This window comes from Aliirhizobium sp. YIM B11859, assembly GCF_057163345.1.
Genome location: NZ_JBXHAY010000002.1, coordinates 234759 through 254910 on the forward strand (window position 1 = coordinate 234759; position 20152 = coordinate 254910).

The following is a 20152-nucleotide window of genomic DNA, read 5'->3' on the forward strand; positions in this document are numbered from 1 at the left end:
AAACTGGACTTGACCATGCAAAACGCAGATTTCGTCATCATCGGTTCCGGTTCGGCAGGGTCCGCCATGGCTTACCGCCTGTCGGAGGACGGCAAACACTCGGTGATCGTCATCGAGGCGGGTGGATCGGATTTCGGTCCGTTCATCCAGATGCCGGCGGCACTTGCCTGGCCGATGAGCATGAAGCGTTACAATTGGGGTTATCTATCCGAACCCGAGCCGAAGCTGAACAACCGCCGCATCACCGCACCGCGCGGCAAGGTTCTGGGCGGTTCGTCGTCGATCAACGGGCTCGTCTATGTGCGCGGCCATGCGGAGGACTATAACCGCTGGGAAGAGCTTGGCGCTCAAGGCTGGGCCTATGCGGACGTGCTGCCCTATTTCAAGCGGATGGAACATTCTCACGGCGGCGAAGAGGGCTGGCGCGGCACCGACGGGCCGATGCATGTGCAGCGCGGGCCGGTGACCAATCCGCTATTCCACGCCTTCATCCAGGCCGGCAGCCAAGCCGGCTTCGAGACGACCCAGGATTATAACGGCTCGAAACAGGAAGGTTTCGGGCTGATGGAGCAGACGATCTATGAGGGTCGCCGCTGGTCCGCCGCAAACGCCTATCTGCGGCCGGCCATGAAGCGGAAAAATGTCGAGATCGTTTATGGCCTCGCCCAGAAGGTAGTCATCGAGAACGGCCGGGCGGTCGGCGTCGAGATTCTCCGACGCGGCGTGCCGGAAGTGGTGAAGGCGAACCGCGAGGTGATCATCGCCGCCTCCTCGTTCAACTCGCCGAAACTGTTGATGCTGTCGGGAATCGGTCCGGCGGAGCATTTGAAATCGCTCGGCATCGCAGTGAAAGCGGACCGGCCGGGCGTCGGAGCGAACCTGCAGGATCATATGGAATTTTATTTCCAGCAGGTCTCGACCAAGCCGGTGTCGCTCTATTCCTGGCTGCCGTGGTTCTGGCAGGGCGTCGCAGGGGCGCAATGGCTGATGACCAAGGGCGGCCTTGGCGCGTCCAACCAGTTCGAGGCCTGTGCTTTCCTGCGCTCGGAGCCCGGGCTGAAGCAACCGGATATTCAGTATCACTTCCTGCCGGTGGCAATTTCCTATGACGGCAAGGCGGCGGCGAAAAGCCATGGTTTCCAGGCGCATGTCGGTTACAACCTGTCGAAATCACGTGGCAATGTGACCCTTCGCTCGGCCGATCCGAAGGAGGATCCCCTCATCCGCTTCAACTACATGAGCCACGAGGAAGACTGGATCAAGTTCCGCCACTGCGTGCGCCTGACCCGCGAGATCTTTAGCCAAAAGGCGTTCGACGATTATCGCGGGCCGGAAATCCAGCCGGGCGAAAAGGTGCAATCGGATGACGAGATCGATGCCTTCCTGCGCGAGCATCTGGAAAGCGCCTATCATCCCTGCGGCACCTGCCGGATGGGAGCCAAGGACGACCGACAAGCGGTGGTCGATCCGGAATGCCGGGTGATCGGCGTCGAGGGGCTTCGCGTGGCGGATTCATCGATCTTCCCGCATATAACCTATGGCAATCTCAACGGACCTTCGATCATGACGGGGGAGAAGGCGGCCGATCATATTCTCGGTAAAACGCCCCTGCCGCGCTCCAATCAGGAGCCCTGGGTCAACCCGCGGGCGGCGGTGAGCGACCGGTAGTCAGTGGTAGTCTTCCTCACGCTGGTGGCGGATGGCAGCAATGGTAACTTTATCGCTTCCATCGATGCGAAAAAGGACGACGTAACCAAACGAGCCAAATGGGACGAGCAATTCTCGGAGCAGCGGGCTATCCCCCCAAGCTTTCCGACAGGAAAATGGAAACTTCTCAAGCACCGTCATTGATGCCGTAATGGCTTCGAGCGCTCGTGCGGCTGCGTCTTCGTCCCGATCAAGCATATAGGCATAAAGGCGATGCAAATCCTGACGCGCCCTCTCCGTAAACTTGACCCGATAGGTCATGAGTTGCGCTTTTCCGCCCGTTTGGCCTCAAGCATCTCTCGCAGTTCCCCAAGAACTTCGTCCGACGTGTAATAGACGCCGGTGCGCTCTGCCTCTTCCAACCCGGCAAGTCCGCGCGCAACAAATTCGGCCTGAGACTTGCGGATATGGACCTGCCTGCGCAGGGAGGCTTCAACCAATGAGGATAACGTCTCGCCATCCTTCAGCACACTCTCTGCCGCGGCTCGCAGCTCCGGCTCGACGCGAAGGGATGGGATGGTCGCGGTTTTTGTCGCAGCTTTTGTTGATTTTCCCATCGGGCATCACCTTATGCGTTGCAATTGCGATGCATGATGCGCCCCGGTGAGATGCTTGGCAAGGGAAGGATGTACGAGGCAAGGTGCGCGCAGACATCCGCCCCCTCACATCATTGGTGCCAATCGGTCGAGGCGGTCGACGATCAGTTTCGTCAGGGCCTTGTAGTCGCCGTCGAAATGGTGGCCGCCGGGGCGGGCCTGGATATCGGCGCCGGCGATGGCCTCAACGGCCGGGCAGGCGCTGTCTTCTTCCTCCACGCCGTGGATGCACTGGATCTTGGAAGGCTCGATCTGCGACAGGTCATCGACCGGATCGCCATGCCTGCCCATGCCGGCATAACCCAGCCAGCCAGTGACGGCGATTTCGAAATCGGCCTGGCGTGACAGCGCCAGAAGCGAGACCAGCCGCACGATATTCCGGTCGCTTTCGGGAAGGCGGCGATAGGTTGCGGGCAGGATGTTGGCGCCGAAGGAATACCCGATCAGCACGACATTGCTGACGTTCCAGCGTCCGGTATAGGTGTCGATGATGCGGGAAAGATCCGTCGCGGTTTGCTGCGGATTTTTTTCGTTCCAGAAATAACGCAGGGCATCGATACCAACGACCGGTATGCCCTCCTGCTGCAGATAACCGGCAAGCTGCCGGTCTATGTCACGCCAGCCACCATCGCCGGAATAGATCACCGCCATCGTGTCGCGGGTGGCGGTTGCTTCCAGCGGGACAAGCGGAAGATCGAGCGGAGACGAATTCACCGCAGCGGCCGTCAGAACGCTGCGTGTCGCCGCCAGAAATGCGTCTTCCGGCGGCTCGGCCTCGGCCGTCACCTCTATGCCGGGATGAGAACGCCTCAGATCCTCGACATGGCTTCGGCCGGCCGGATCTCCGGTGGGCGTGAACACCACGTCGACGGCGTTGGGCAGCGCACCCTCCGTCAATCCATAGGTCATGCCATCCGCGGCCGCCTGTTTGGGAGCGGGGGTGCAGAGGATTTTCGACAGCGGTATCGATGCGTCCGGATCGACGGCAAGCGTCGCGCCGATCGTCGAAAACGGGGTCTGGGCGGCAATCGCCAGCGCCAGCGACCCGCCGCCGCCGATACCGGCGACAAGCGGCGGCCGATAGACCGTCATATCCCGGTCGCGATGGATCTGGCGGCTCAGCTCCTCGATATCGGAGACCAGATAAAGGCAATCGCGGCCTTCCTTGCCGAGGGCCGCATAATATTGCGGAAGATCGACACCGACGACGACCGCCCCCTCGCCGGTCAGGGTCTTCGACATGCGCTCTTCGCGGGCGCCCCAGCCCTTGTCGTCGGAGAGGAGGACGACGATGCCCTTTTCCTCGCCTTCGGGATCACTGATCCGCGATGTCGGGAGGCTGACGATCTCGTTTTCCACCAGATGATTGCGATAAAATTCGGTCGCAGCCACAGCCAGGGTAATGACGGCAAGGGCAACCGGCAGAGCTTTCATCTGCGCAGGATCCCGCGCAAGCCGCCGCCGATCAGCATGGTGACGTCGAGGATCGAGGCAATCGGCAGGCCGCGGTCGGCAACAACCAGATAACGCGGTTGCCAGACCGGATCGAACTTGGACTTGAAGGCCTGTACGCCGCGGAAATTATAAAAGCGCTCGCCGAATTCGAAAATCTCGCGGCCGAGACGGTTCCAGAGCGGTGCATAATGGTGATCGGCAAGACCTGCCAGCGGCGCCATGCCGAGATTGAGCGTGACGAAACCACGCGCCTTCATGTGTTCCATGATGCGGACGAAGAGAAGATCCATCATGCCGCGATGGGTATCCGGCACGTGGCGCATCAGATCGATGAAGGCATCGCCATGCCCGCCTGCCTCGAGAATGTTGGCGAAAGCGACGATGCGCCCTTCGAAGCGGATCACCGCCACCGGTCCGGCCGTCACATAGGCCGGATCGAAGGTGCCGAGCGAAAATCCCTTTTCGGAAGCGTTGTGCGATGCAAGCCAGCTGCGCGAAACGGCGAGAAGTTCATCGATGACACCGGGCACCTCACCGGCCGGCAGCATGGAAAATTCCAGCCCGTCCCGCTCGGCGCGATTGATCGAGCGACGCAGTTTCAGCCATGCACCGCCCTTCAGGTCGAAGCGAACCAGATCGACCACCGCCTGTTCGCCGAGCTTGTAGGGGCGCAGGCCGCTGTCGAAGGCATGCGGCAGGAATGCCTTGGAAACCTGATAGAAGACCGGCCGGCAGCCATGCTCGCGTGCCGTCGCCATGAATTTGTCGAGTAGTCCCGGCCAAAGCGCCTGTGGACCAACCGGGTCAAACAGGGCGACCAGCGAATGGCCGTGCTTGGCATACATGACGAAGGCCTGGCCGCAATCGGAAAACAGGATGCGCTTGTCGCCGAGCCGGACAAGTCCCGCGCTGGCATTTGACTGGGTGGCAAGGATCGCCAGTGCCTTTTCCATATCCTCCGCAGACGGCCCGCTGCGGCCGTTCCTGCGATCCGCCATGCACGCGGAAGGCATGGTTTCGGTGCGACGGAGAAACCGGTCGAGCAACGAACGGCGAGCCGCGGCAGGCTTGCCGGTGGCGGTCAGCGGCAGGAGTTGCTCCTGATGGCAGATTTCATCGACATGGGCCGACATGTAAAGCCTATCGAGACGTTAAACCGTGTTTGCATTAGCTTACTTTTATTTATCAAACCTTACGTCTCAAAGATGTAGCCACTGCGACACATGGACCGATCACGAGCCGTATTCACCGACCAATGCGTGTATCGCGATACCTCGATGCCCAGCGCGCGGGGTCCGGGAAATGCGTTAATCCTTGGCGACCTTTTCCGTCCTGTCCCACTGGCCGTCGATGAAGCGCAGCGCATCGATGATCGTCAGCTTCCAGACCGACCAGACGTGATCGCCATCGGTGATCCTCAATTCGGACGGGCGGCCGCCTGCCTGCAGCGTCTCGTGCAGCGCCACCGCACCGCGCCAGAGGAAAAAGCCGTCGTCATCGCCGCAGGTGATGAAGGTTGCCGGCAGGTCCGTCTGTTCGGCGATGTGCTGGGACACAAGGGTAAAGATGTTCTTCTCGTTGAATAACCGCGCATCGAAAGGCGTACCGAAGGCGCCGGAGAAATGATCGCCGGTCGAAGGCAAGACAACGCCGCTGGTAACCGTTGCCCGGTCGATCCGGTGAAAGAAGGCGCTGTCCTCGATAAGTTTCAGATCCGCCGGGGTCTTGTCGAGATCGGAGGCCGGCACGTTCTGCCAGATGGCGCCGGAGAGGCTCGCCACCGCGCCATAGAGATCCTCATGCGCATAGGCGAGATGCAGCGCGCCGAAACCGCCCATGGAGAGGCCGGCGATCGCCCTGCCCTCGCGATCCTTTCTGACCGTCATGGTATTTTCGATCTCGTGGCGCAGATCCGCGGTGATCGCCATCTCGTAGTCGCCCGGTCCGTCGACCGCCGAGGAATCGACATACCAGCTGTTTTCGACGCCGGGCATGACGACCACGAGCGGCCGGATCGTGTCTTCGGCAATCAGCCTGTCGAGCGTCGCTTTTATATCGCCGAGGTCGCGCCAGCTGTTCTGGTTACCGTCATGACCGTGCAGAAGATAGAGAACCGGCCAGCCACCTTGCGGCGCCTCGCCATCCGGCTTGTAGACATTGACCGGAAATTCGGCATCGAGAGCGGCGCTGTGGAAACTGGCATCCGAAATTTCGCCCGCATGGGCGGTCGCCGCAAAACCCACGGCCGCGATGGCGGACAGGACAGAGTTTTTCAAAGACAGCATCCAGCCCCTCCTTGATTGTCGGACAGGGCTGGAACGTCAGCAGGGTCTGCGGGTTCCGGCACGATGCCGGGCGACCTTTACTTGGTAAAGATTTTCCAGCGGGTGGGCCGGAAGCGGGCTTCTGAGCCGAGTTCGATCGGCGCATGAAGCGGTACCTCGACCTCGACATGGAACGGCGCATGGCCATTATTGGCGATGTCGATTTCGGCGATGCGGGTGCCGGCCAGACGGCGAGAGGCGGTGACCTTGCCGAACAAGGCATGCGGCTCGTCGGTCAGAACAATGTCTTCGGGGCGGAAAAACAGGTCGCCGGCACTATCCGATGCCTGCGAGATGCCGATCGGCTCCCCCTGGAAAAGGACGGTGCCGTCCTTCACCTCGACCGGCAGATGCGAGGATTCACCGATGAAGGAAAAAACGAAAGGTGATTGCGGCCGATCATAAACGTCATCGGCCGAGCCGACCTGTTCGATCTTGCCCTGGCTCATGACGACAACGCGGTCGGCAAGTTCCAACGCCTCTTCCTGATCATGGGTGACGAAGATCGTCGTGTGGCCGGTGCGATCATGAAACTCGCGCAGCCAGCGGCGCAGTTCCTTCCTCACCTTCGCATCGAGCGCGCCGAATGGCTCGTCGAGCAAAAGGATACGCGGTTCGATCGCCATGGCGCGGGCGAGTGCCACGCGCTGGCGCTGGCCGCCGGAAAGCTGGTTGGGATAGCGGTTTTCCAGCCCCGACAGTTGCACCATGTCGAGCAGGTCGGAAACGCGCTTTTTGATCTCGCTTTTCGGCGGGCGGCTGGCGGCGGGGCGCACCTTGAGGCCGAAGCCGATATTCTGCGCCACCGTCATATGGCGGAACAGGGCATAATGCTGGAACACGAAGCCGACATTGCGCTCCTGCACCGAGTGATGCGAGGCGTCCTCCTGGCCGAAGAAGATCCGGCCATCGGTCGGGAAATCGAGGCCGGCGATCAGGCGCAGGAGCGTCGTCTTACCGGAACCGGAGGGGCCGAGCAGCGCGATCAGCTCGCCCGAGGCGATATCGAGCGACACGTCGTTCAACGCGGCAAAACGGTCGAATTCCTTGCGGATATTGTTGATGCGAACTTCCATACGGGTTCAAGCCTTTAGTGTCTGCCGCCGGCTGCGCCGGCACCGAACCGAAGTTCGAGAAAGGTTTTCAATGCGAGGGTGACAAGCGCAAGCAACGCCAGAAGCGAGGCCACCGCGAAGGCCGCAACCATGTTATACTCATTATAGAGTATCTCGACATGCAGCGGCATGGTGTTGGTGAGGCCCCGGATGCGGCCCGAGACGACCGACACGGCACCGAATTCGCCCATGGCGCGGGCGTTGCAGAGCAGCACGCCGTAAAGCAGGCCCCATTTGATATTGGGCAGCGTCACATACCAGAATGTCTGCAGGCCGGAAGCGCCGAGCGACAAAGCTGCCTCCTCGTCGCCGGTGCCCTGATCCTGCATCAGCGGGATCAGCTCGCGGGCAACGAAGGGGAAGGTGACAAAAACGGTGGCGAGCACAATGCCGGGCACGGCGAAGAGGATCTCGATGCCGTAGCCTTTCAGCCATGGGCCGAGCACGCTCTGGGTACCGAACAGCAGCACATAGACCAGACCCGAGATGACCGGCGAGATGGAAAACGGCAGGTCGATCAGCGTGATCAGAAAGGCCTTGCCCTTGAACTCGAACTTGGCGATCGCCCAGGAGGCCGCCAGACCGAAGATCAGGTTGAGCGGCACGGCGATGGCAGCCACCGTCAGCGTCAGCTGGATGGCGGCCCAGGCGTCGGGTTCGACCAGCGCTTCCGCATAGGCATCCCAGCCCTTGCGAAACGCCTCGTAGAAGACAGAGACGAGCGGCAGGAACAGGAAAAAGGCCAGGAAAACGAGCGTCAGGCCGACGAGGAGAAGCTTGGTGGTGAAGCTTTCGTCGGCCGGGCTGCGGAAGGAGATGCGGCGGTTATCGGACATGGGTCTGCCTCCTTGCCGTTGCCAGAAGCTGCCCCTCATCCGCCTGCCGGCACCTTCTCCCCGTTCTGACGGGGAGAAGGGACAAGCCGCAGCCTCTCGGATCCCCCTCGCCCCGCCTGCGGGGAGAGGGTGCGCCGAGCGAAGCGAAGGCGGGGTGAGGGGCCGAGCTGGCTCGAAGTTCGTTGAGATCACGCATTGCCATACCTCTTGCGGCTCCAGGCCTGGATGAGGTTGATCACCAGCAGCATGGCAAAGGAGATGAGCAGCATGATCGTCGCAATCGCTGTGGCACCGGCATAGTTGAACTCTTCCAGGCGGATGACGATCAGCAGCGGGGCTATTTCCGACACATAGGGGATATTGCCGGCGATGAAGATGACCGAGCCGTATTCGCCAACGCCGCGGGCAAAGGCGAGTGCGAAACCGGTGAGGATGGCCGGCGTGAGGCCCGGCAGCAATACGCTGAAAATCGTCTGGAAACGGTTGGCGCCGAGCGTTGCGGCCGCCTCCTCCACCTCGCGGTCGATCTCTTCCATGATCGGCTGCACGGTGCGCACGACAAAAGGCAGGCCGATGAAGATCAGCGCGATGACGATGCCAAGCGGCGTGAAGGCGACGCGAAACGGCATGAGCAGCGAACCGACCCAGCCGTTCGGCGCGTAAAGCGAGGCAAAGGCGATGCCGGCAACCGCCGTCGGCAGCGCAAACGGCAGATCGACCATGGCATCGATCAGCCGGCGACCTGGGAAACGATACCGGGTCAGCACCCAGGCGAGCAGCGTGCCGAAGACGACATTGATCAGTGCCGCAAGGAAGGCGGAGCCGAAGGAAATGTAGAGCGCCCGCAGCGTCCGCTCATCCGACAGGATGGCGAAAAAACCGGACCAGCCGAGTTCGGCGGTGCGCCAGAGCAGGCCGGCAATCGGAATGAGGATGATCAGCGACAGGTAGGCGAGCGAAAAGCCGAGCGTCAACCCGAAACCCGGGATGATGCTCGGCTGCTTTACCCGCCACCGCGCCTTGGTGGCGGCAGTGACTGTGGTCATTTAAGGTTCCGACTTACTTACCAGGCTTGTAGATCTGGTCGAAAATGCCGCCGTCGCCAAAGTGTTCCGGCTGCGCCTTCTTCCAGCCGCCGAAGATCGGATCGTCGATGGTGACGAGCTTGATCGGCGGCAGGGCTTTCAACAGTTCCGGCTTTACCACATCCGGCTTTGACGGGCGATAGAAGTGCTTGGCCGCAATGTTCTGGCCCTCGTCGGAATAGAGATATTGCAGATAGGCTTCGGCCACCTTGCGAGTGCCCTTGGCATCGACCGTGGCGTCAACGACGGCAACCGGCGGTTCGGCGAGAATGGAGATCGGCGGCACGACGATATCGAAGGCGTCCTTGCCGAATTCCTCACCGGCCAGATAGGCCTCGTTTTCCCAGGCGAGCAGAACATCGCCAATCTGGCGCTGGGCAAAGGTCACGGTCGCGCCGCGCGCACCGGTATCGAGAACCGGGGCACGCTTGTAAAGCTCGCCGACATAGGCCTTGATCTTGTCCTGGTCACCCTTGAACTCCTCGTTGGCCCAGGCCCAGGCAGCCAGATAGTTCCAGCGGGCGCCGCCAGAGGTCTTCGGGTTCGGCGTGACGATCTGCACGTCGCCCTTCACCAGATCGCCCCAGTTCTTGATGCCCTTCGGATTGCCCTTGCGGACGAGGAAAACGATGGTCGACGTGTAGGGCGAAGCGTGGTTGGGAAGGCGGGTGCGCCAGTCCTCCTTGATCTTGCCGGTCTTCTGGATGGCGTTGATATCGCTTTCGAGCGCCAGCGTCACGACATCGGCATCGAGACCGTCGATGACCGAACGGGCCTGGGCGCCGGAGCCGCCATGCGACTGGCGGATCGCCACGTCTTCGCCGGTCTCGGCCTTCCAGTGCTTGGCGAAGGCGGCGTTGAAATCCTTGTAGAGTTCGCGGGTCGGGTCATAGGACACGTTCAGAAGCTGTGTCGCGGCAAAGGCCGGCGCGATGCTGCCCGCCGCAAGCGTGACGCCGATTGCAAGCGCTGCCAGCCGTTTGCCAATCCCGTCAGTGAAATTCAACATAGGGTCTCTCCTGTGATTACCTTCGGCCTAAAATCCCTCGGCCCGTGATCTGGGGTAAACTCTATCGGTCAGGTCGTCTTAGTCAATTCACGGCGAAAAGAAGGCAAAACTGTTTCCCTTGGCGGGGTTCAGGCGACAAAGAAAGGACCGCCGCATAGCGCCATGACAGAATGCCAGCGTCGGGAAAACCCCGATCGGCAAAAACGCAATCCGGCTCCGGCTACCGTTTTTAGGCATCAGCGAGGCCGGCTCATGAAGATTTCCGTCGGGCGCAAGATATCAGGAACCGGGCGGAAAGAGGCACAGGGCTCAAAACCGAAGGCCCGGTAGACGGCCATGGCATCGGACATATAGAGCGAGGTCTGGATCACGATCCTTGGCTTGCCTTTCGCACCGATCCTGGCCAGAGCCTCCCGCATCAGTGCGCCGCCTATGCCTTTCCTGCGAAAAGCCGGGTCGACATAAAATTTGTGGATCTCGTCGGCTGTCTCGTCGAAGGGCGCAAACGCGATGCAGCCGGCAGGCGCCTCGTCCCATCTCGCCACGAGCATGGCCGCATCGGGGCCGGAAAAACGATCGCAGAGACTTTCGGCGGTCTGGCTGTGAAACAGGTCGACCACGATGTCTGCGGCAATGCCGTTCGCTTCATGGGTCACCGCATCCCAATCGCCGAGCGCGCGGCAGAGCATAGCCGCCGCCTCGAAATCATCAGGAGATCTTGCAATGGAAACGGAAAGCATTTCGCACTCCTCGATTGCAACCATACATAGCACAGCTACAATCGAGCGCCACTCGGTCTTCCAGCTCGTCTGAACGATGTGACTGGCCGGCACAGTCCCGCAACTGCAGTCGCGATATTGAAGAAATATCTTTAAAGATATAAATAGGGTGCCGATGTCCTATCTCGTCAAGTTCCATCCTGATTTCGTGCCGGAATGGAAACGACTGTCGATGGCTCTCAAAGAACTGGTGGGCGAAGTGCTGGACCATCTCGAAGACGAAGGTCCATTTCTGGGGCGCCCGGAGGTCGACACGTTGAACGGTTCGAAACATTCGAACATGAAGGAAATCAGGGTTCGATCGGGCAAAGAGGTCTGGCGTTTTGCTTTTGCATTCGACACCGAGCAAGCGGCCATCATTCTTTGTGGAGGCGGCAAGCAAGGAATGAGTGAAACCCTGTTCTACAAGCAGTTGATCAGCAAGGCGGACGATCGGTTTGCGTCATGGCTGCGGGAGAAGAAGAAATGAGCACCGAATGGAAAGACCTGCGTGCGGAACTGCCGGTCGATGTTCAACGCCGGCTTGATACCAAACGCAACGAACGGCGGCTGGGAACGGCGTTGGCTGAAATCCGCAAAGCGATAGGGGTTACTCAGCGCGAGGTGGCGATCGGCGCGGCAATGACGCAAAACACCGTCTCCAAGATCGAGCATTCCGATGACGTTATGATTTCGTCGATTGTTCGCTACATGCATTCCATCGGCGGCGGGGTCGAGATCGTGCTCAAGACGCCAGACGGAAAGACCAAACGCGTAGACTTCGATCCGCATATCGACGCGCAGTGACGCTCTTTGGCCGAACGGGTGACCGACTTTACGCCGTCAGCAGTTCGCGCACTTCTGCCGGCTTATGCTCGCCTGCACCTTCGATCGCGTCGGCGATCGTGGTGTTGAACAGGACGTCGCGGGTGGCATCGGCGACGCGGGCAAAGACGTGGCGGATCTCGCAGAGGTGCTCGCCATCGCAATCGTCGCATTTGCGGTAGGCGGTCTGGGAGAGACAGGGAAGCGGGGCGATGGGACCATCGACCAGCCGAAGAACCTCACCGAAGGAAATGCTGTCTGCCGGTTTCAGCAGAAGATATCCGCCCTGCTTGCCGCGCCGGCTCATGACGATGCCGGAGCGCTTGAGGTCAAGCAGGATCTGTTCCAGAAATTTCTTCGGGATAGACTGCTGGACCGCGATCTCCGAAATCAGCATCGGTTCGTCCGGGTCGGCCTGCGCCAGCGCGGCCAAGGCCCGCAACGCATATTTCGCTTTCTGGGATATCATCACGCAACCATCAACGACAACGCCGCCGCGAGGCCGATTTCGTCCTCACGCCGCCGCTCAAGAATTCGTAGTCCAAGCTTCTGCGAATAGCCTGAAAGCGACATCCGCAGTCGCCGGCATGCAAGCGGATCTACCGCATTGCACACTCATCTCTGGAGTACCGCAAATGCCGAGAAAATACAAACCTATGCGGGCATATGGACGGCTAAAAACAGTCACATTTGGTTAAGGCGGCAGGTTTTCTGTGTGAGCGGCGCTTTCTAGAGATATTTGCTCTGAGCCTGCGGTGGAAGAAACGGCTTTTCCTGTCTTCACAGGAGTGAACTGGCGATAATCCAGCACTTGCTGATGAAAGAAGAACAATGACACCGCATGATGTGATTGCGCGTACCGCATATGACGAAAGCGACAAGGTCCGTTCCGTCGCCCTGGCTGTCGAACTCAATGACCGGCTCGCCGGCCTCGATCTTGCCGAGCGCCTTTCTGCCGCCGCGGAACTGGGGCATGCCGTCTTCACTACGTCGCTCGGCATCGAGGACCAGGTGATCACGGCGGCAATCGGCACGCACCGCCTGCCGATCGAAGTCTCGACACTGGAGACCGGGCGCCTGTTCAAGGAAACCGTCGATCTGATCTCCGAGACAGAAGACCGATATGACATGGCGATCCGCCGGTTTTATCCGAAACAGGACGATATCGATGCCTATGCGGCACAGTTCGGCCTGAACGGTTTCTACGACAGTGTCGACGCCCGTCATGCCTGCTGTCATGTCAGGAAGCTCGTGCCGCTCGCCGAGGCGCTGTCCGGCGCGCAGGTCTGGGTGACCGGCCTTCGCCGCGGGCAGTCGGGCAACCGCGCGACGACACCTTTTGCCGAATATGACACTGAGCGCGATCTCATCAAGGTCAATCCGCTGGCCGACTGGGATATCGAGACGATCAACGCCCATGTGGCCGCCGAACATATCCCCATCAATCCGCTGCATGCCCGCGGTTATCCCTCGATCGGCTGCGAACCCTGTACCCGCGCCATCAAACCCGGCGAGCCCGAACGCGCCGGCCGATGGTGGTGGGAAAATGACGAGAAACGCGAATGCGGGCTGCATGTCCCGGAAACCGCGTCTCAGCCGGTAGGCCAGGCCAATCAGGCGGCGAGTTCCATCGCCCGCTGAGCCCCCCGTCCATCGGCCCAATTCCCGCTTTTTGTGTGTAACATTCAAGACTTACCGGAGACCGAAATGTCCCTGTCCGTACAGGAAACGGAAATCAAGAACCCGCCCGTTTCCCGCCCACCGCTCGATCCGCATCTCAAGGCTCTCGAAAACGAAGCGATCCATATCTTCCGCGAAGTCGCGGCCGAATTCGATAACCCGGTCATGCTCTATTCGATCGGCAAGGATTCCTCGGTGCTTTTGCATCTGGCGCGCAAGGCCTTCCATCCGGGCCGCGTCCCCTTCCCGCTTCTGCATGTCGATACGACCTGGAAGTTCAAGGAAATGATCGAGTTCCGCGACCAGATCGCTGAAAAATACGATCTCGACCTCGTCGTGCATACCAACAAGCGCGGCGCCAAGGAAAACATCACGCCGTTCACCCACGGCTCGGCCTTCTATACCGACGTGATGAAGACCGAAGCGCTGAAGCAGGCGCTGGATGCCGGCGGTTACGATGCGGCCTTCGGCGGTGCGCGGCGCGACGAAGAGGCGTCCCGCGCCAAGGAGCGCATCTACTCCTTCCGCACGCCGGATCACAAATGGGATCCGCGCAACCAGCGGCCGGAACTGTGGAACATCTATAACGGCATGATCAAGAAGGGCGAGAGCGTGCGCGCTTTCCCGCTGTCCAACTGGACCGAGGTCGATATCTGGCGCTACATCCAGGCGGAAGACATTCCGCTGGTGCCGCTCTATTACGCCGCGACACGCCCCTATGTGGAGCGCGACGGGATGATGATCCTGGCCGAAGATCCGCGACTTCAACTGCTGCCCGGCGAGGAGATCCAGCATGGCTCGATCCGCTTCCGTACGCTCGGCTGCTTCCCGCTGACCGGGGCGATCCGCTCGACGGCGTCGAACCTCGAGGAAGTGATCGCCGAACTCGAAATCGCAACCGTTTCCGAACGCCAGGGCCGCGCCATCGATCGCGACCAGTCCGGCTCGATGGAAAAGAAGAAGCGCGAAGGATATTTCTGAGATGAGCGCCACAGCTACAGCCAATGCCGCTTCGGCAACCATCCTGCCCTTCGCCGAGTCCGCCGCACGCGTCTCCCGCGACACACGGCCGCTGCGTCTGATCACCTGCGGCTCCGTCGATGACGGCAAGTCGACGCTGATCGGCCGGCTTCTGTGGGACACAAAGGCGGTGAAGGAAGATCAGGCCGCGACGCTTGCGCGGGACAGCGGCCAACAGAACGATCTCGGCCTGCCCGATTTCGCCCTGCTGCTCGACGGGCTGCAGGCGGAGCGCGAACAGGGCATCACGATCGACGTTGCCTATCGCTATTTCTCGACCGACCGGCGCTCGTTCATCGTCGCCGATACGCCCGGCCATGAGCAATATACCCGCAACATGGTGACCGGTGCCTCGACCGCCGATCTCGCCATCCTGCTTGCCGATGCCCGCGCCGGCCTTTTGGAACAGACCCGCCGTCACGCGACGATCGCGGCGCTGATGGGCATCAAGCAGTTCGTGCTGGCGGTCAACAAGATCGACCTGATCGGCTACGACAAGGCGGTGTTCGAAAAGATCTCCAACGAGTTCCGCGAGTTCGCGCTGGCGCTCGGCGTGCGCCAGATCACGGCTATCCCGATGTCGGCGCTGAAGGGCGAAAACGTCGTTCTGTCCGGCGAAACGGCCATGCCCTGGTATGAAGGCCCGACGCTGATCGAGGCGCTGGAACTTGCCACCAGCCGTTCCACCCAGGCCGGCGGCTTCCGCCTGCCGGTGCAGCGTGTCGTGCGTCCGGGCGAAAGCTTTCGCGGGTATCAGGGCACGGTCTCGGGCGGCTCCATCAAGCCGGGCGACTCGGTTGCCATCCTGCCATCGGGCACGGTTGCCAATGTTAAGCAGATCGTCACCTTCGATCTGGTGCGCAACGCGGCTGTCGCCGGTGATGCGATCACGCTGGTCCTCGACCGGCAGGTGGATGTCGCACGCGGTGACATGATCGTTTCGATCGACGGCCAGCCGATGACGGGCACGTCCTTCGAGGCGCATCTGGTGGCGCTGCAGCCGGGCGGCATCGAACCGGGCAAACGCTACTGGCTCAAAAGCGGCACGCGCCGCCAGCGCGTCAGCGTCGAGCCATTGTCGCAGCTCGAATTGCAGACCGGTCAGTGGAAGCCGCATGCCTCGGCGCTGTCGATGAACGCGATCGGCAAGGTGCATCTGTCCTTCGAGGAACAGGCGATCTTCGACGCCTATGAGCAGAACCGCTCGACCGGGGCCTTCATCCTGATCGATCCGGATACGCTGAACACGGTTGCCGGCGGCATGATCACTGCCAAGCGCGGCGGTGTGGACGGTATTCATCGCAAAGATAGCGAACAGCGTGTGGTGCTGTCGCTGCCGGCCGATCTTGCCGAACAACTGATGGCGAGCGAGCTTTTTGCCAATCGTCGCGACGAGACGGAGATCCGGCGTGTGACAGCAGCAGAGGCCGCCGAGTTCTTTTCCAACGCCGGCAGCGATATCTAGAGCAATCTTTCGAAGGCAGCACAGGCTGCCTTCGAAGCCCCTTTATTCTAGAGCATGTCTCCCGAAAGTGGTCCCCGCTTTCGGGAGACATGCGAAAAAACAAGACGCTAAAGCACGGCAAGCGAATCTGAAAGATCGCTGCGTGCTTTAAGAGGTCACTCGCCCCCGTATTCGAAGACGAGCTTGGCATTAGGCACTTCGTCGCTATAGGCGACAACCTCGCAACCATGCCGCACCGGCGCCTTGCCGGTCAGGATCACCCGGGGGCCAATATTGTTGTCGAGGCGGCCACTGACCAGATAAGGCGCCGGCGCACAATTTTTCCTGAACGCGTAGGCGACGCCCGAAATCCATTCGTTCGGCACTGACCAGCCACGAAACAGAACCGTATTGGGCGCGATCGTGCCCGCAAGCGAAGGTTTGGGCTCGGAATAGACGATAATGTGATGCTGCTGATGGTTGAAGACGGTTGAGCCATTATGCCCCATATGCTCGCCATAGAGCGATTCGTCCGGGCCAAGCTCGAAGGTGGCTCCCACAGGCTGGACATTATAGGGAAAGCCCATCGGGCAGAGCGTCAGCCATTGCGAGCCGAGATCTCTGCCGCCTTCCGCATTCGACATGCCGACCTGCTTGCCGGTTTGCGCATCCTTGACGCTGACATAACCGGCAAAAAACTGATGGCTCTTGTCGGCGCCGTTGAACAGGTAATGTTTGTCATCTGCCCAGAGGTCGCCGGTCTGGCAGTTGGCGGTCGCCTGGTAGATGTGGTCAGCCTGGTCTTCGATGATCAACCTGGCACAGTCCTTCATGTTCTCGCCCGTGCCGGCACGCCAGTTTTCACACCAGCTGAGGGCCGTTTCTGGCGTCACGCGCGCCTTGGCGGTGGATTTCGTGCCGCCGTAATCGGTAAATTCGAAAATTATGGCGTCCGGCGACTTGGAGCCGCTGGGAAAGACGTCACCGATCGGAGCCGGAGGCATGGCCGGTAAGGTAGCAGCCAGAAATACGAGTGAAAGAAGAGTGGGCATTTCCGTTTCCTATCGTGTCTTGCCGATGCAGCCGGTTCCTGGCACGCGCCGCGGCAAGGAATGCGCCTTGCCCGGTTACCAGATGGTGGATGCGTTTGTCGGAGATACAGCGGCGGATGATCGGACAGGGATCACCCGCCGCCGCTTCGGCTTGCTTACGGGGTACAGGCCGAGAGGAGCAACTTACTGCGTCGCCGCGTCGGCGGCGCCACCTGCAAGCGTGGTGATCAGGTTGCGGCCCTCGCGGTCGTAAAGCTTGATGTCCTGAATATCGGCGACAAGTTCACCACGCGAGCGCACCTGGCTCATGCGGATGGTCATCTTGGCAAAAACTTCGCGATCGACCGAGCCGTAGGAGGTTTTGCGGGCGTTGAGGAATGCCTTGGCCTTGGCCTTTTCCATCGGGATGCCATCGATCGATGCGGCGTTGCTGAAGAAGACCTTCAGCTCGCGCGGCAGCGAATTGCAGCAATTGTTGACCCGGAAATAAAGGCCGTCGGCCAGCGGGCGGAACTCGAACTTTTCGGCTGCGAAATTATAGTCGCCGAATTCAAAGCGGGTCTGGATGGTGAAAGCCTCGTTGGCGTTGGCGGCCGCGATGACGTCCTTCATGATCTTGAGGGTTTCGGCACGCTTGTCCTCCAGTTCGAACTCGTCGTTCTTGAAACGCGACCAGACTTCCGGGCGGTAGGTCTCCATGTAGCCGTCGACGATATCGTCCGGCATCAATGTCGTGTCGAGCTTCAGATAGACCGGCAGCACGGTGTTGTAATTGAAGTCGGCAGCGGCGGCAGTGAACGCCGATGCGCCGAGAAGGACGGCAGCGGCAAAGCCGGTGACACGCGATTTCCAGTTGAATAGGATCATGGTCTTTTCCTTGATTGTTGGTTTTGCGTTGGCGCGACGAGGCAGAATGATGCCGGCCGGGATCAGGCCGGCGTCTTCAGGGCCTTGCGTGCCTGCAGGACAGAGAGAACGGTGGTTGCCAGCAGGGCGAAGGCGCCGATCGATGGTGTGAAGGAGCCAAAATCACTGACGCGGGGGGCGCGCAAACCGGCCGTGTTGCGACCCATCAGCGACGACATGGCACGATCCTGCTGCGCCATCGCGCTATAGGCGCTGAACAGCGACCAGAGGCCCCAGATGAGGAAAAGGACGCAGATTGCGGCGGCCGCCAGATCGATGATGCGGGAATAGGGCTGGAGTTGCGGGATGAACGGCGCTGCCAGCGCCGCGCCGAGCGCCAGCGGGACGATATAGGCAATGCCGCCGACCAGCAGCGGCAGGCCGACGCCCTGGCTGAACATGCCGCCCATTGCCGTGATTGTGACGGCCGGGAAGAGGACGCTGGCGATCGCCAGCACAAACAGCGCCACACGCATTTTCTCGTTGGCGATGGATGGCTGGGCGGTAGATTGCGGGGCAGAAAAGATCTCGTTGCTCATGATCAAAACCTGTTTTGTCTATGGGGGCCAGAGCAAGCAAAAGGCCAGCCGACAGCCGCCGCCGGCGCGATAGGGCGCATGCCCTGACCGCGGCGGCCTGGCTTTCGGCAAACATCAACCCTGGGCGGCGAATGCCTGTCCCAGAAGGATTTGCTTGTGGCTGTTGGGAAGCGGTTTCCGGATCGGCCGATCAGATCAGCCAGGTCGAGGGATTGGCGATCGGTTCACCGCGATTGAGATAGACGAGGCTCTTGATGCAGCGAACCAGGTACCAGATCGAGGTTGCGATATAGGCGAAGAAACCGATCACCAGGAAGGTGAGGATCAGGCTCACGACCATGAACAGCAGGCCCTTCCAGAAGGTGCCGATCAGGTAATTGTAATGGGACGCAACCAGCGGCGTCGCTTTGCCGCGGTCCATATAGCTGAGGATAAGACCTGCGGGTGCGAATACGAAGGTCAGGACGGCGGCGACATAACCGAGCGTGCGGTTGTCGGGAGCGGTTACGGCGGGAGATTGGATATCGGTCATGATGCGGGTGCCTCTGAAAGAAAAACATTGTCGACTGGTCGAAGTGGTACGCCGATCATTGGCGGGTTTTTCTTCATGGCATCAGCCGACCCCCACATGTGCCGTGGCCCCTTTGAAAAGGCACCGGCAGCGAGGCCGGACCCATCGGCGTCTCGCAGGCACAGGTTTTCCATGTGACGTTTTAATCGATCGAGAAATGTCGGCCGTATTTTTACCCTCAAATGGCAAAACGGCGGGCGAACTTGCTGCCTATGACAAACGAAACGTAAATGAAAACATGAACATGCAGATTTGATGAGAGATGTTTTTCACGGCAGGTTGCGATCCATCGCAGCATGATTGCATAGGCGCGGAAAAGCGGAAGGAACGGCCGATCCGGCACGGCAGTCGAGGGCGAAAACGGCAGCGATCTGCGACATGGTGGCCGATCGAAACCGGCTGATTGTCGAATGGTGCCGGCGGTCAGGATATTGCCAGGGCGCCTTTATCGGCAAAAACGAAAAAAGCCCGCAATCGCGGGCTTTTTTTCGCTGGTCGGAGTGAGAGGATTCGAACCTCCGACCCCCACGTCCCGAACGTGGTGCGCTACCAGACTGCGCTACACTCCGTGACCAGTGGCGCCTCTATAGAACAGCAATTTTCCTTCGACAAGCGCCGTTAATGAAAAAATTGCGACAGCCAGGAATTTGGCCAGCGAGACAGAGGCAGATGCGTCCCTATCCGTTGCAAAAAAGCGGCGCTCGCAGAATTTGATGCCGGATCGCCGCGTTGACCTCGCGACGCAGAACAAAAATCTGCTAGCTGGAAGATGAAAGCCCGTCTTCCCAGCGGCACAGCCACCATATAAGGATTTTCAAGGATCATGAGCCGTCGTCTCATCGCATCGACTACCCTCCTCGCCCTGACCGCAACGCTCGCAAGCTGCACGACCGTCAGCCTCGCCGACAATCCGATCAACAAGCGCTGGGTCGGCGTTTCCGCCGGGCAATTCTTCGCCAAGTACAATCCGCCGCTCGAAGACACGGCTTCGGGTTCCAGCACCGTCTATAGCTGGCGCGGCGGCTACAAGCGCATCAAGCTGCAGAACGGCGCGAGCGCCAGCGTCAGCTGCTCGGCAAAGATCACCGTTTCCGACAGTTATGTGATCCGCGACATCACCATCACCGCCGATCGCCCCGGTGCCGCCGGACCGAGCTATTGCGAAGAACTGCTGGCCGGCGCCTAAGCCGCGCCGAGGCCGCCACACCGCCCTGCGGGGCCGTGACCGAA

The 20152-nt window shown here is 60.5% G+C and carries 22 protein-coding genes and 1 tRNA gene; 7 read left to right on the forward strand and 16 right to left on the reverse strand.

Going from position 1 to position 20152, the window contains the following annotated elements; genetic code table 11:
• Window positions 1-15: 15 nt before the first annotated feature.
• The gene (betA, locus tag AC2GXZ_RS07435; RefSeq protein ID WP_483758519.1) at window positions 16-1668 is read left to right on the forward strand and encodes a choline dehydrogenase; all 1653 of its coding nucleotides are present in this window, start codon (window positions 16-18) and stop codon (window positions 1666-1668) included.
• On the opposite strand, the gene AC2GXZ_RS07440 is transcribed toward betA, so the two are convergent.
• The 10 genes from AC2GXZ_RS07440 to AC2GXZ_RS07485 form a co-directional block, all read right to left on the reverse strand.
• On the reverse strand, window positions 1669-1968 hold the full coding sequence (locus AC2GXZ_RS07440; protein WP_483758520.1) for a type II toxin-antitoxin system RelE/ParE family toxin: 300 nt from the start codon (window positions 1966-1968) through the stop codon (window positions 1669-1671).
• The gene (locus tag AC2GXZ_RS07445; protein WP_483758521.1) at window positions 1965-2264 is read right to left on the reverse strand and encodes a YlcI/YnfO family protein; all 300 of its coding nucleotides are present in this window, start codon (window positions 2262-2264) and stop codon (window positions 1965-1967) included. Before AC2GXZ_RS07445 ends, AC2GXZ_RS07440 begins: the two co-directional genes overlap by 4 nt.
• A gap of 105 nt (window positions 2265-2369) precedes the next feature.
• Window positions 2370-3737 carry a virulence factor family protein gene (locus AC2GXZ_RS07450; protein ID WP_483758522.1) on the reverse strand — a complete coding sequence of 456 codons (1368 nt, stop codon included), beginning with the start codon at window positions 3735-3737 and terminating at the stop codon, window positions 2370-2372.
• Window positions 3734-4891: a phosphatidylglycerol lysyltransferase domain-containing protein gene (locus AC2GXZ_RS07455; RefSeq protein ID WP_483758523.1), complete on the reverse strand. Its 1158-nt coding sequence runs from the start codon at window positions 4889-4891 to the stop codon at window positions 3734-3736. Before AC2GXZ_RS07455 ends, AC2GXZ_RS07450 begins: the two co-directional genes overlap by 4 nt.
• 174 nt (window positions 4892-5065) lie before the next feature.
• Window positions 5066-6043: an alpha/beta hydrolase gene (locus AC2GXZ_RS07460; protein WP_483758524.1), complete on the reverse strand. Its 978-nt coding sequence runs from the start codon at window positions 6041-6043 to the stop codon at window positions 5066-5068.
• 77 nt (window positions 6044-6120) lie between these two features.
• Window positions 6121-7158, reverse strand: coding sequence for a sulfate/molybdate ABC transporter ATP-binding protein (locus AC2GXZ_RS07465; protein ID WP_483758525.1), 1038 nt, complete (start codon window positions 7156-7158; stop codon window positions 6121-6123).
• Between the two features lie 14 nt (window positions 7159-7172).
• The gene (cysW, locus tag AC2GXZ_RS07470; RefSeq protein ID WP_483758526.1) at window positions 7173-8033 is read right to left on the reverse strand and encodes a sulfate ABC transporter permease subunit CysW; all 861 of its coding nucleotides are present in this window, start codon (window positions 8031-8033) and stop codon (window positions 7173-7175) included.
• Window positions 8034-8221: 188 nt separating this feature from the next.
• The gene (gene cysT, locus AC2GXZ_RS07475; protein ID WP_483758527.1) at window positions 8222-9079 is read right to left on the reverse strand and encodes a sulfate ABC transporter permease subunit CysT; all 858 of its coding nucleotides are present in this window, start codon (window positions 9077-9079) and stop codon (window positions 8222-8224) included.
• A 13-nt stretch (window positions 9080-9092) separates the two neighbouring features.
• On the reverse strand, window positions 9093-10127 hold the full coding sequence (locus tag AC2GXZ_RS07480; RefSeq protein ID WP_483758528.1) for a sulfate ABC transporter substrate-binding protein: 1035 nt from the start codon (window positions 10125-10127) through the stop codon (window positions 9093-9095).
• Window positions 10128-10363: 236 nt separating this feature from the next.
• Entirely contained in the window at window positions 10364-10867 is a 504-nt protein-coding gene (locus AC2GXZ_RS07485) for a GNAT family N-acetyltransferase (protein WP_483758529.1), read from the reverse strand.
• Between the two features lie 154 nt (window positions 10868-11021).
• Between AC2GXZ_RS07485 and AC2GXZ_RS07490 the strand changes: the two genes are divergently transcribed.
• Window positions 11022-11375 carry a type II toxin-antitoxin system RelE/ParE family toxin gene (locus tag AC2GXZ_RS07490; protein WP_483758530.1) on the forward strand — a complete coding sequence of 118 codons (354 nt, stop codon included), beginning with the start codon at window positions 11022-11024 and terminating at the stop codon, window positions 11373-11375.
• Complete coding sequence (locus AC2GXZ_RS07495; protein ID WP_483758531.1) at window positions 11372-11692, forward strand: helix-turn-helix domain-containing protein; 321 nt, start codon at window positions 11372-11374, stop codon at window positions 11690-11692. Before AC2GXZ_RS07490 ends, AC2GXZ_RS07495 begins: the two co-directional genes overlap by 4 nt.
• 28 nt (window positions 11693-11720) lie before the next feature.
• Here AC2GXZ_RS07495 and AC2GXZ_RS07500 read toward each other — a convergent pair whose 3' ends face one another.
• On the reverse strand, window positions 11721-12179 hold the full coding sequence (locus AC2GXZ_RS07500; protein WP_483758532.1) for an RrF2 family transcriptional regulator: 459 nt from the start codon (window positions 12177-12179) through the stop codon (window positions 11721-11723).
• A 362-nt stretch (window positions 12180-12541) separates the two neighbouring features.
• Between AC2GXZ_RS07500 and AC2GXZ_RS07505 the strand changes: the two genes are divergently transcribed.
• The 3 genes from AC2GXZ_RS07505 to cysN all read left to right on the forward strand — a co-directional run bounded on the left by AC2GXZ_RS07505 (window position 12542) and on the right by cysN (window position 15875).
• Window positions 12542-13351: a phosphoadenylyl-sulfate reductase gene (locus AC2GXZ_RS07505; RefSeq protein ID WP_483758533.1), complete on the forward strand. Its 810-nt coding sequence runs from the start codon at window positions 12542-12544 to the stop codon at window positions 13349-13351.
• Window positions 13352-13417: 66 nt separating this feature from the next.
• A complete protein-coding gene (gene cysD / locus AC2GXZ_RS07510; protein ID WP_483758534.1) occupies window positions 13418-14371 on the forward strand; it encodes a sulfate adenylyltransferase subunit CysD in 954 nt (317 codons plus the stop codon).
• A gap of 1 nt (window position 14372) precedes the next feature.
• On the forward strand, window positions 14373-15875 hold the full coding sequence (cysN, locus tag AC2GXZ_RS07515) for a sulfate adenylyltransferase subunit CysN (RefSeq protein WP_483758535.1): 1503 nt from the start codon (window positions 14373-14375) through the stop codon (window positions 15873-15875).
• Between the two features lie 155 nt (window positions 15876-16030).
• Here cysN and AC2GXZ_RS07520 read toward each other — a convergent pair whose 3' ends face one another.
• The 5 genes from AC2GXZ_RS07520 to AC2GXZ_RS07540 all read right to left on the reverse strand — a co-directional run bounded on the left by AC2GXZ_RS07520 (window position 16031) and on the right by AC2GXZ_RS07540 (window position 19491).
• A complete protein-coding gene (locus AC2GXZ_RS07520; RefSeq protein ID WP_483758536.1) occupies window positions 16031-16906 on the reverse strand; it encodes a hypothetical protein in 876 nt (291 codons plus the stop codon).
• Between the two features lie 183 nt (window positions 16907-17089).
• The gene (locus AC2GXZ_RS07525) at window positions 17090-17773 is read right to left on the reverse strand and encodes a DUF4852 domain-containing protein (protein WP_483758537.1); all 684 of its coding nucleotides are present in this window, start codon (window positions 17771-17773) and stop codon (window positions 17090-17092) included.
• Between the two features lie 62 nt (window positions 17774-17835).
• The gene (locus AC2GXZ_RS07530; protein ID WP_483758538.1) at window positions 17836-18351 is read right to left on the reverse strand and encodes a hypothetical protein; all 516 of its coding nucleotides are present in this window, start codon (window positions 18349-18351) and stop codon (window positions 17836-17838) included.
• A 190-nt stretch (window positions 18352-18541) separates the two neighbouring features.
• Entirely contained in the window at window positions 18542-18883 is a 342-nt protein-coding gene (locus AC2GXZ_RS07535; RefSeq protein WP_483758539.1) for a DUF4870 family protein, read from the reverse strand.
• Window positions 18884-19414: 531 nt separating this feature from the next.
• Window positions 19415-19491: transfer RNA gene (locus tag AC2GXZ_RS07540), tRNA-Pro, on the reverse strand.
• A 254-nt stretch (window positions 19492-19745) separates the two neighbouring features.
• Between AC2GXZ_RS07540 and AC2GXZ_RS07545 the strand changes: the two genes are divergently transcribed.
• Entirely contained in the window at window positions 19746-20108 is a 363-nt protein-coding gene (locus tag AC2GXZ_RS07545) for a hypothetical protein (protein ID WP_483758540.1), read from the forward strand.
• Window positions 20109-20152 lie beyond the last annotated feature (44 nt).

What these genes read in the sequence shown, in the direction of transcription:
- AC2GXZ_RS07485 (WP_483758529.1), bottom strand. Translation starts at nt 10,867, where the DNA reads ATGCTTTCCGTTTCCATTGCAAGATCTCCTGATGATTTCGAGGCGGCG.
- AC2GXZ_RS07535 (WP_483758539.1), bottom strand. Translation starts at nt 18,883, where the DNA reads ATGACCGATATCCAATCTCCCGCCGTAACCGCTCCCGACAACCGCACG.
- AC2GXZ_RS07480 (WP_483758528.1), bottom strand. Translation starts at nt 10,127, where the DNA reads ATGTTGAATTTCACTGACGGGATTGGCAAACGGCTGGCAGCGCTTGCA.
- AC2GXZ_RS07520 (WP_483758536.1), bottom strand. Translation starts at nt 16,906, where the DNA reads ATGCCCACTCTTCTTTCACTCGTATTTCTGGCTGCTACCTTACCGGCC.
- cysD (WP_483758534.1), top strand. Translation starts at nt 13,418, where the DNA reads ATGTCCCTGTCCGTACAGGAAACGGAAATCAAGAACCCGCCCGTTTCC.
- AC2GXZ_RS07450 (WP_483758522.1), bottom strand. Translation starts at nt 3,737, where the DNA reads ATGAAAGCTCTGCCGGTTGCCCTTGCCGTCATTACCCTGGCTGTGGCT.
- AC2GXZ_RS07455 (WP_483758523.1), bottom strand. Translation starts at nt 4,891, where the DNA reads ATGTCGGCCCATGTCGATGAAATCTGCCATCAGGAGCAACTCCTGCCG.
- AC2GXZ_RS07460 (WP_483758524.1), bottom strand. Translation starts at nt 6,043, where the DNA reads ATGCTGTCTTTGAAAAACTCTGTCCTGTCCGCCATCGCGGCCGTGGGT.
- AC2GXZ_RS07440 (WP_483758520.1), bottom strand. Translation starts at nt 1,968, where the DNA reads ATGACCTATCGGGTCAAGTTTACGGAGAGGGCGCGTCAGGATTTGCAT.
- betA (WP_483758519.1), top strand. Translation starts at nt 16, where the DNA reads ATGCAAAACGCAGATTTCGTCATCATCGGTTCCGGTTCGGCAGGGTCC.
- AC2GXZ_RS07490 (WP_483758530.1), top strand. Translation starts at nt 11,022, where the DNA reads ATGTCCTATCTCGTCAAGTTCCATCCTGATTTCGTGCCGGAATGGAAA.
- AC2GXZ_RS07445 (WP_483758521.1), bottom strand. Translation starts at nt 2,264, where the DNA reads ATGGGAAAATCAACAAAAGCTGCGACAAAAACCGCGACCATCCCATCC.
- cysN (WP_483758535.1), top strand. Translation starts at nt 14,373, where the DNA reads ATGAGCGCCACAGCTACAGCCAATGCCGCTTCGGCAACCATCCTGCCC.
- AC2GXZ_RS07525 (WP_483758537.1), bottom strand. Translation starts at nt 17,773, where the DNA reads ATGATCCTATTCAACTGGAAATCGCGTGTCACCGGCTTTGCCGCTGCC.
- AC2GXZ_RS07530 (WP_483758538.1), bottom strand. Translation starts at nt 18,351, where the DNA reads ATGAGCAACGAGATCTTTTCTGCCCCGCAATCTACCGCCCAGCCATCC.
- AC2GXZ_RS07545 (WP_483758540.1), top strand. Translation starts at nt 19,746, where the DNA reads ATGAGCCGTCGTCTCATCGCATCGACTACCCTCCTCGCCCTGACCGCA.
- AC2GXZ_RS07505 (WP_483758533.1), top strand. Translation starts at nt 12,542, where the DNA reads ATGACACCGCATGATGTGATTGCGCGTACCGCATATGACGAAAGCGAC.
- AC2GXZ_RS07465 (WP_483758525.1), bottom strand. Translation starts at nt 7,158, where the DNA reads ATGGAAGTTCGCATCAACAATATCCGCAAGGAATTCGACCGTTTTGCC.
- AC2GXZ_RS07500 (WP_483758532.1), bottom strand. Translation starts at nt 12,179, where the DNA reads ATGATATCCCAGAAAGCGAAATATGCGTTGCGGGCCTTGGCCGCGCTG.
- cysW (WP_483758526.1), bottom strand. Translation starts at nt 8,033, where the DNA reads ATGTCCGATAACCGCCGCATCTCCTTCCGCAGCCCGGCCGACGAAAGC.
- AC2GXZ_RS07495 (WP_483758531.1), top strand. Translation starts at nt 11,372, where the DNA reads ATGAGCACCGAATGGAAAGACCTGCGTGCGGAACTGCCGGTCGATGTT.
- cysT (WP_483758527.1), bottom strand. Translation starts at nt 9,079, where the DNA reads ATGACCACAGTCACTGCCGCCACCAAGGCGCGGTGGCGGGTAAAGCAG.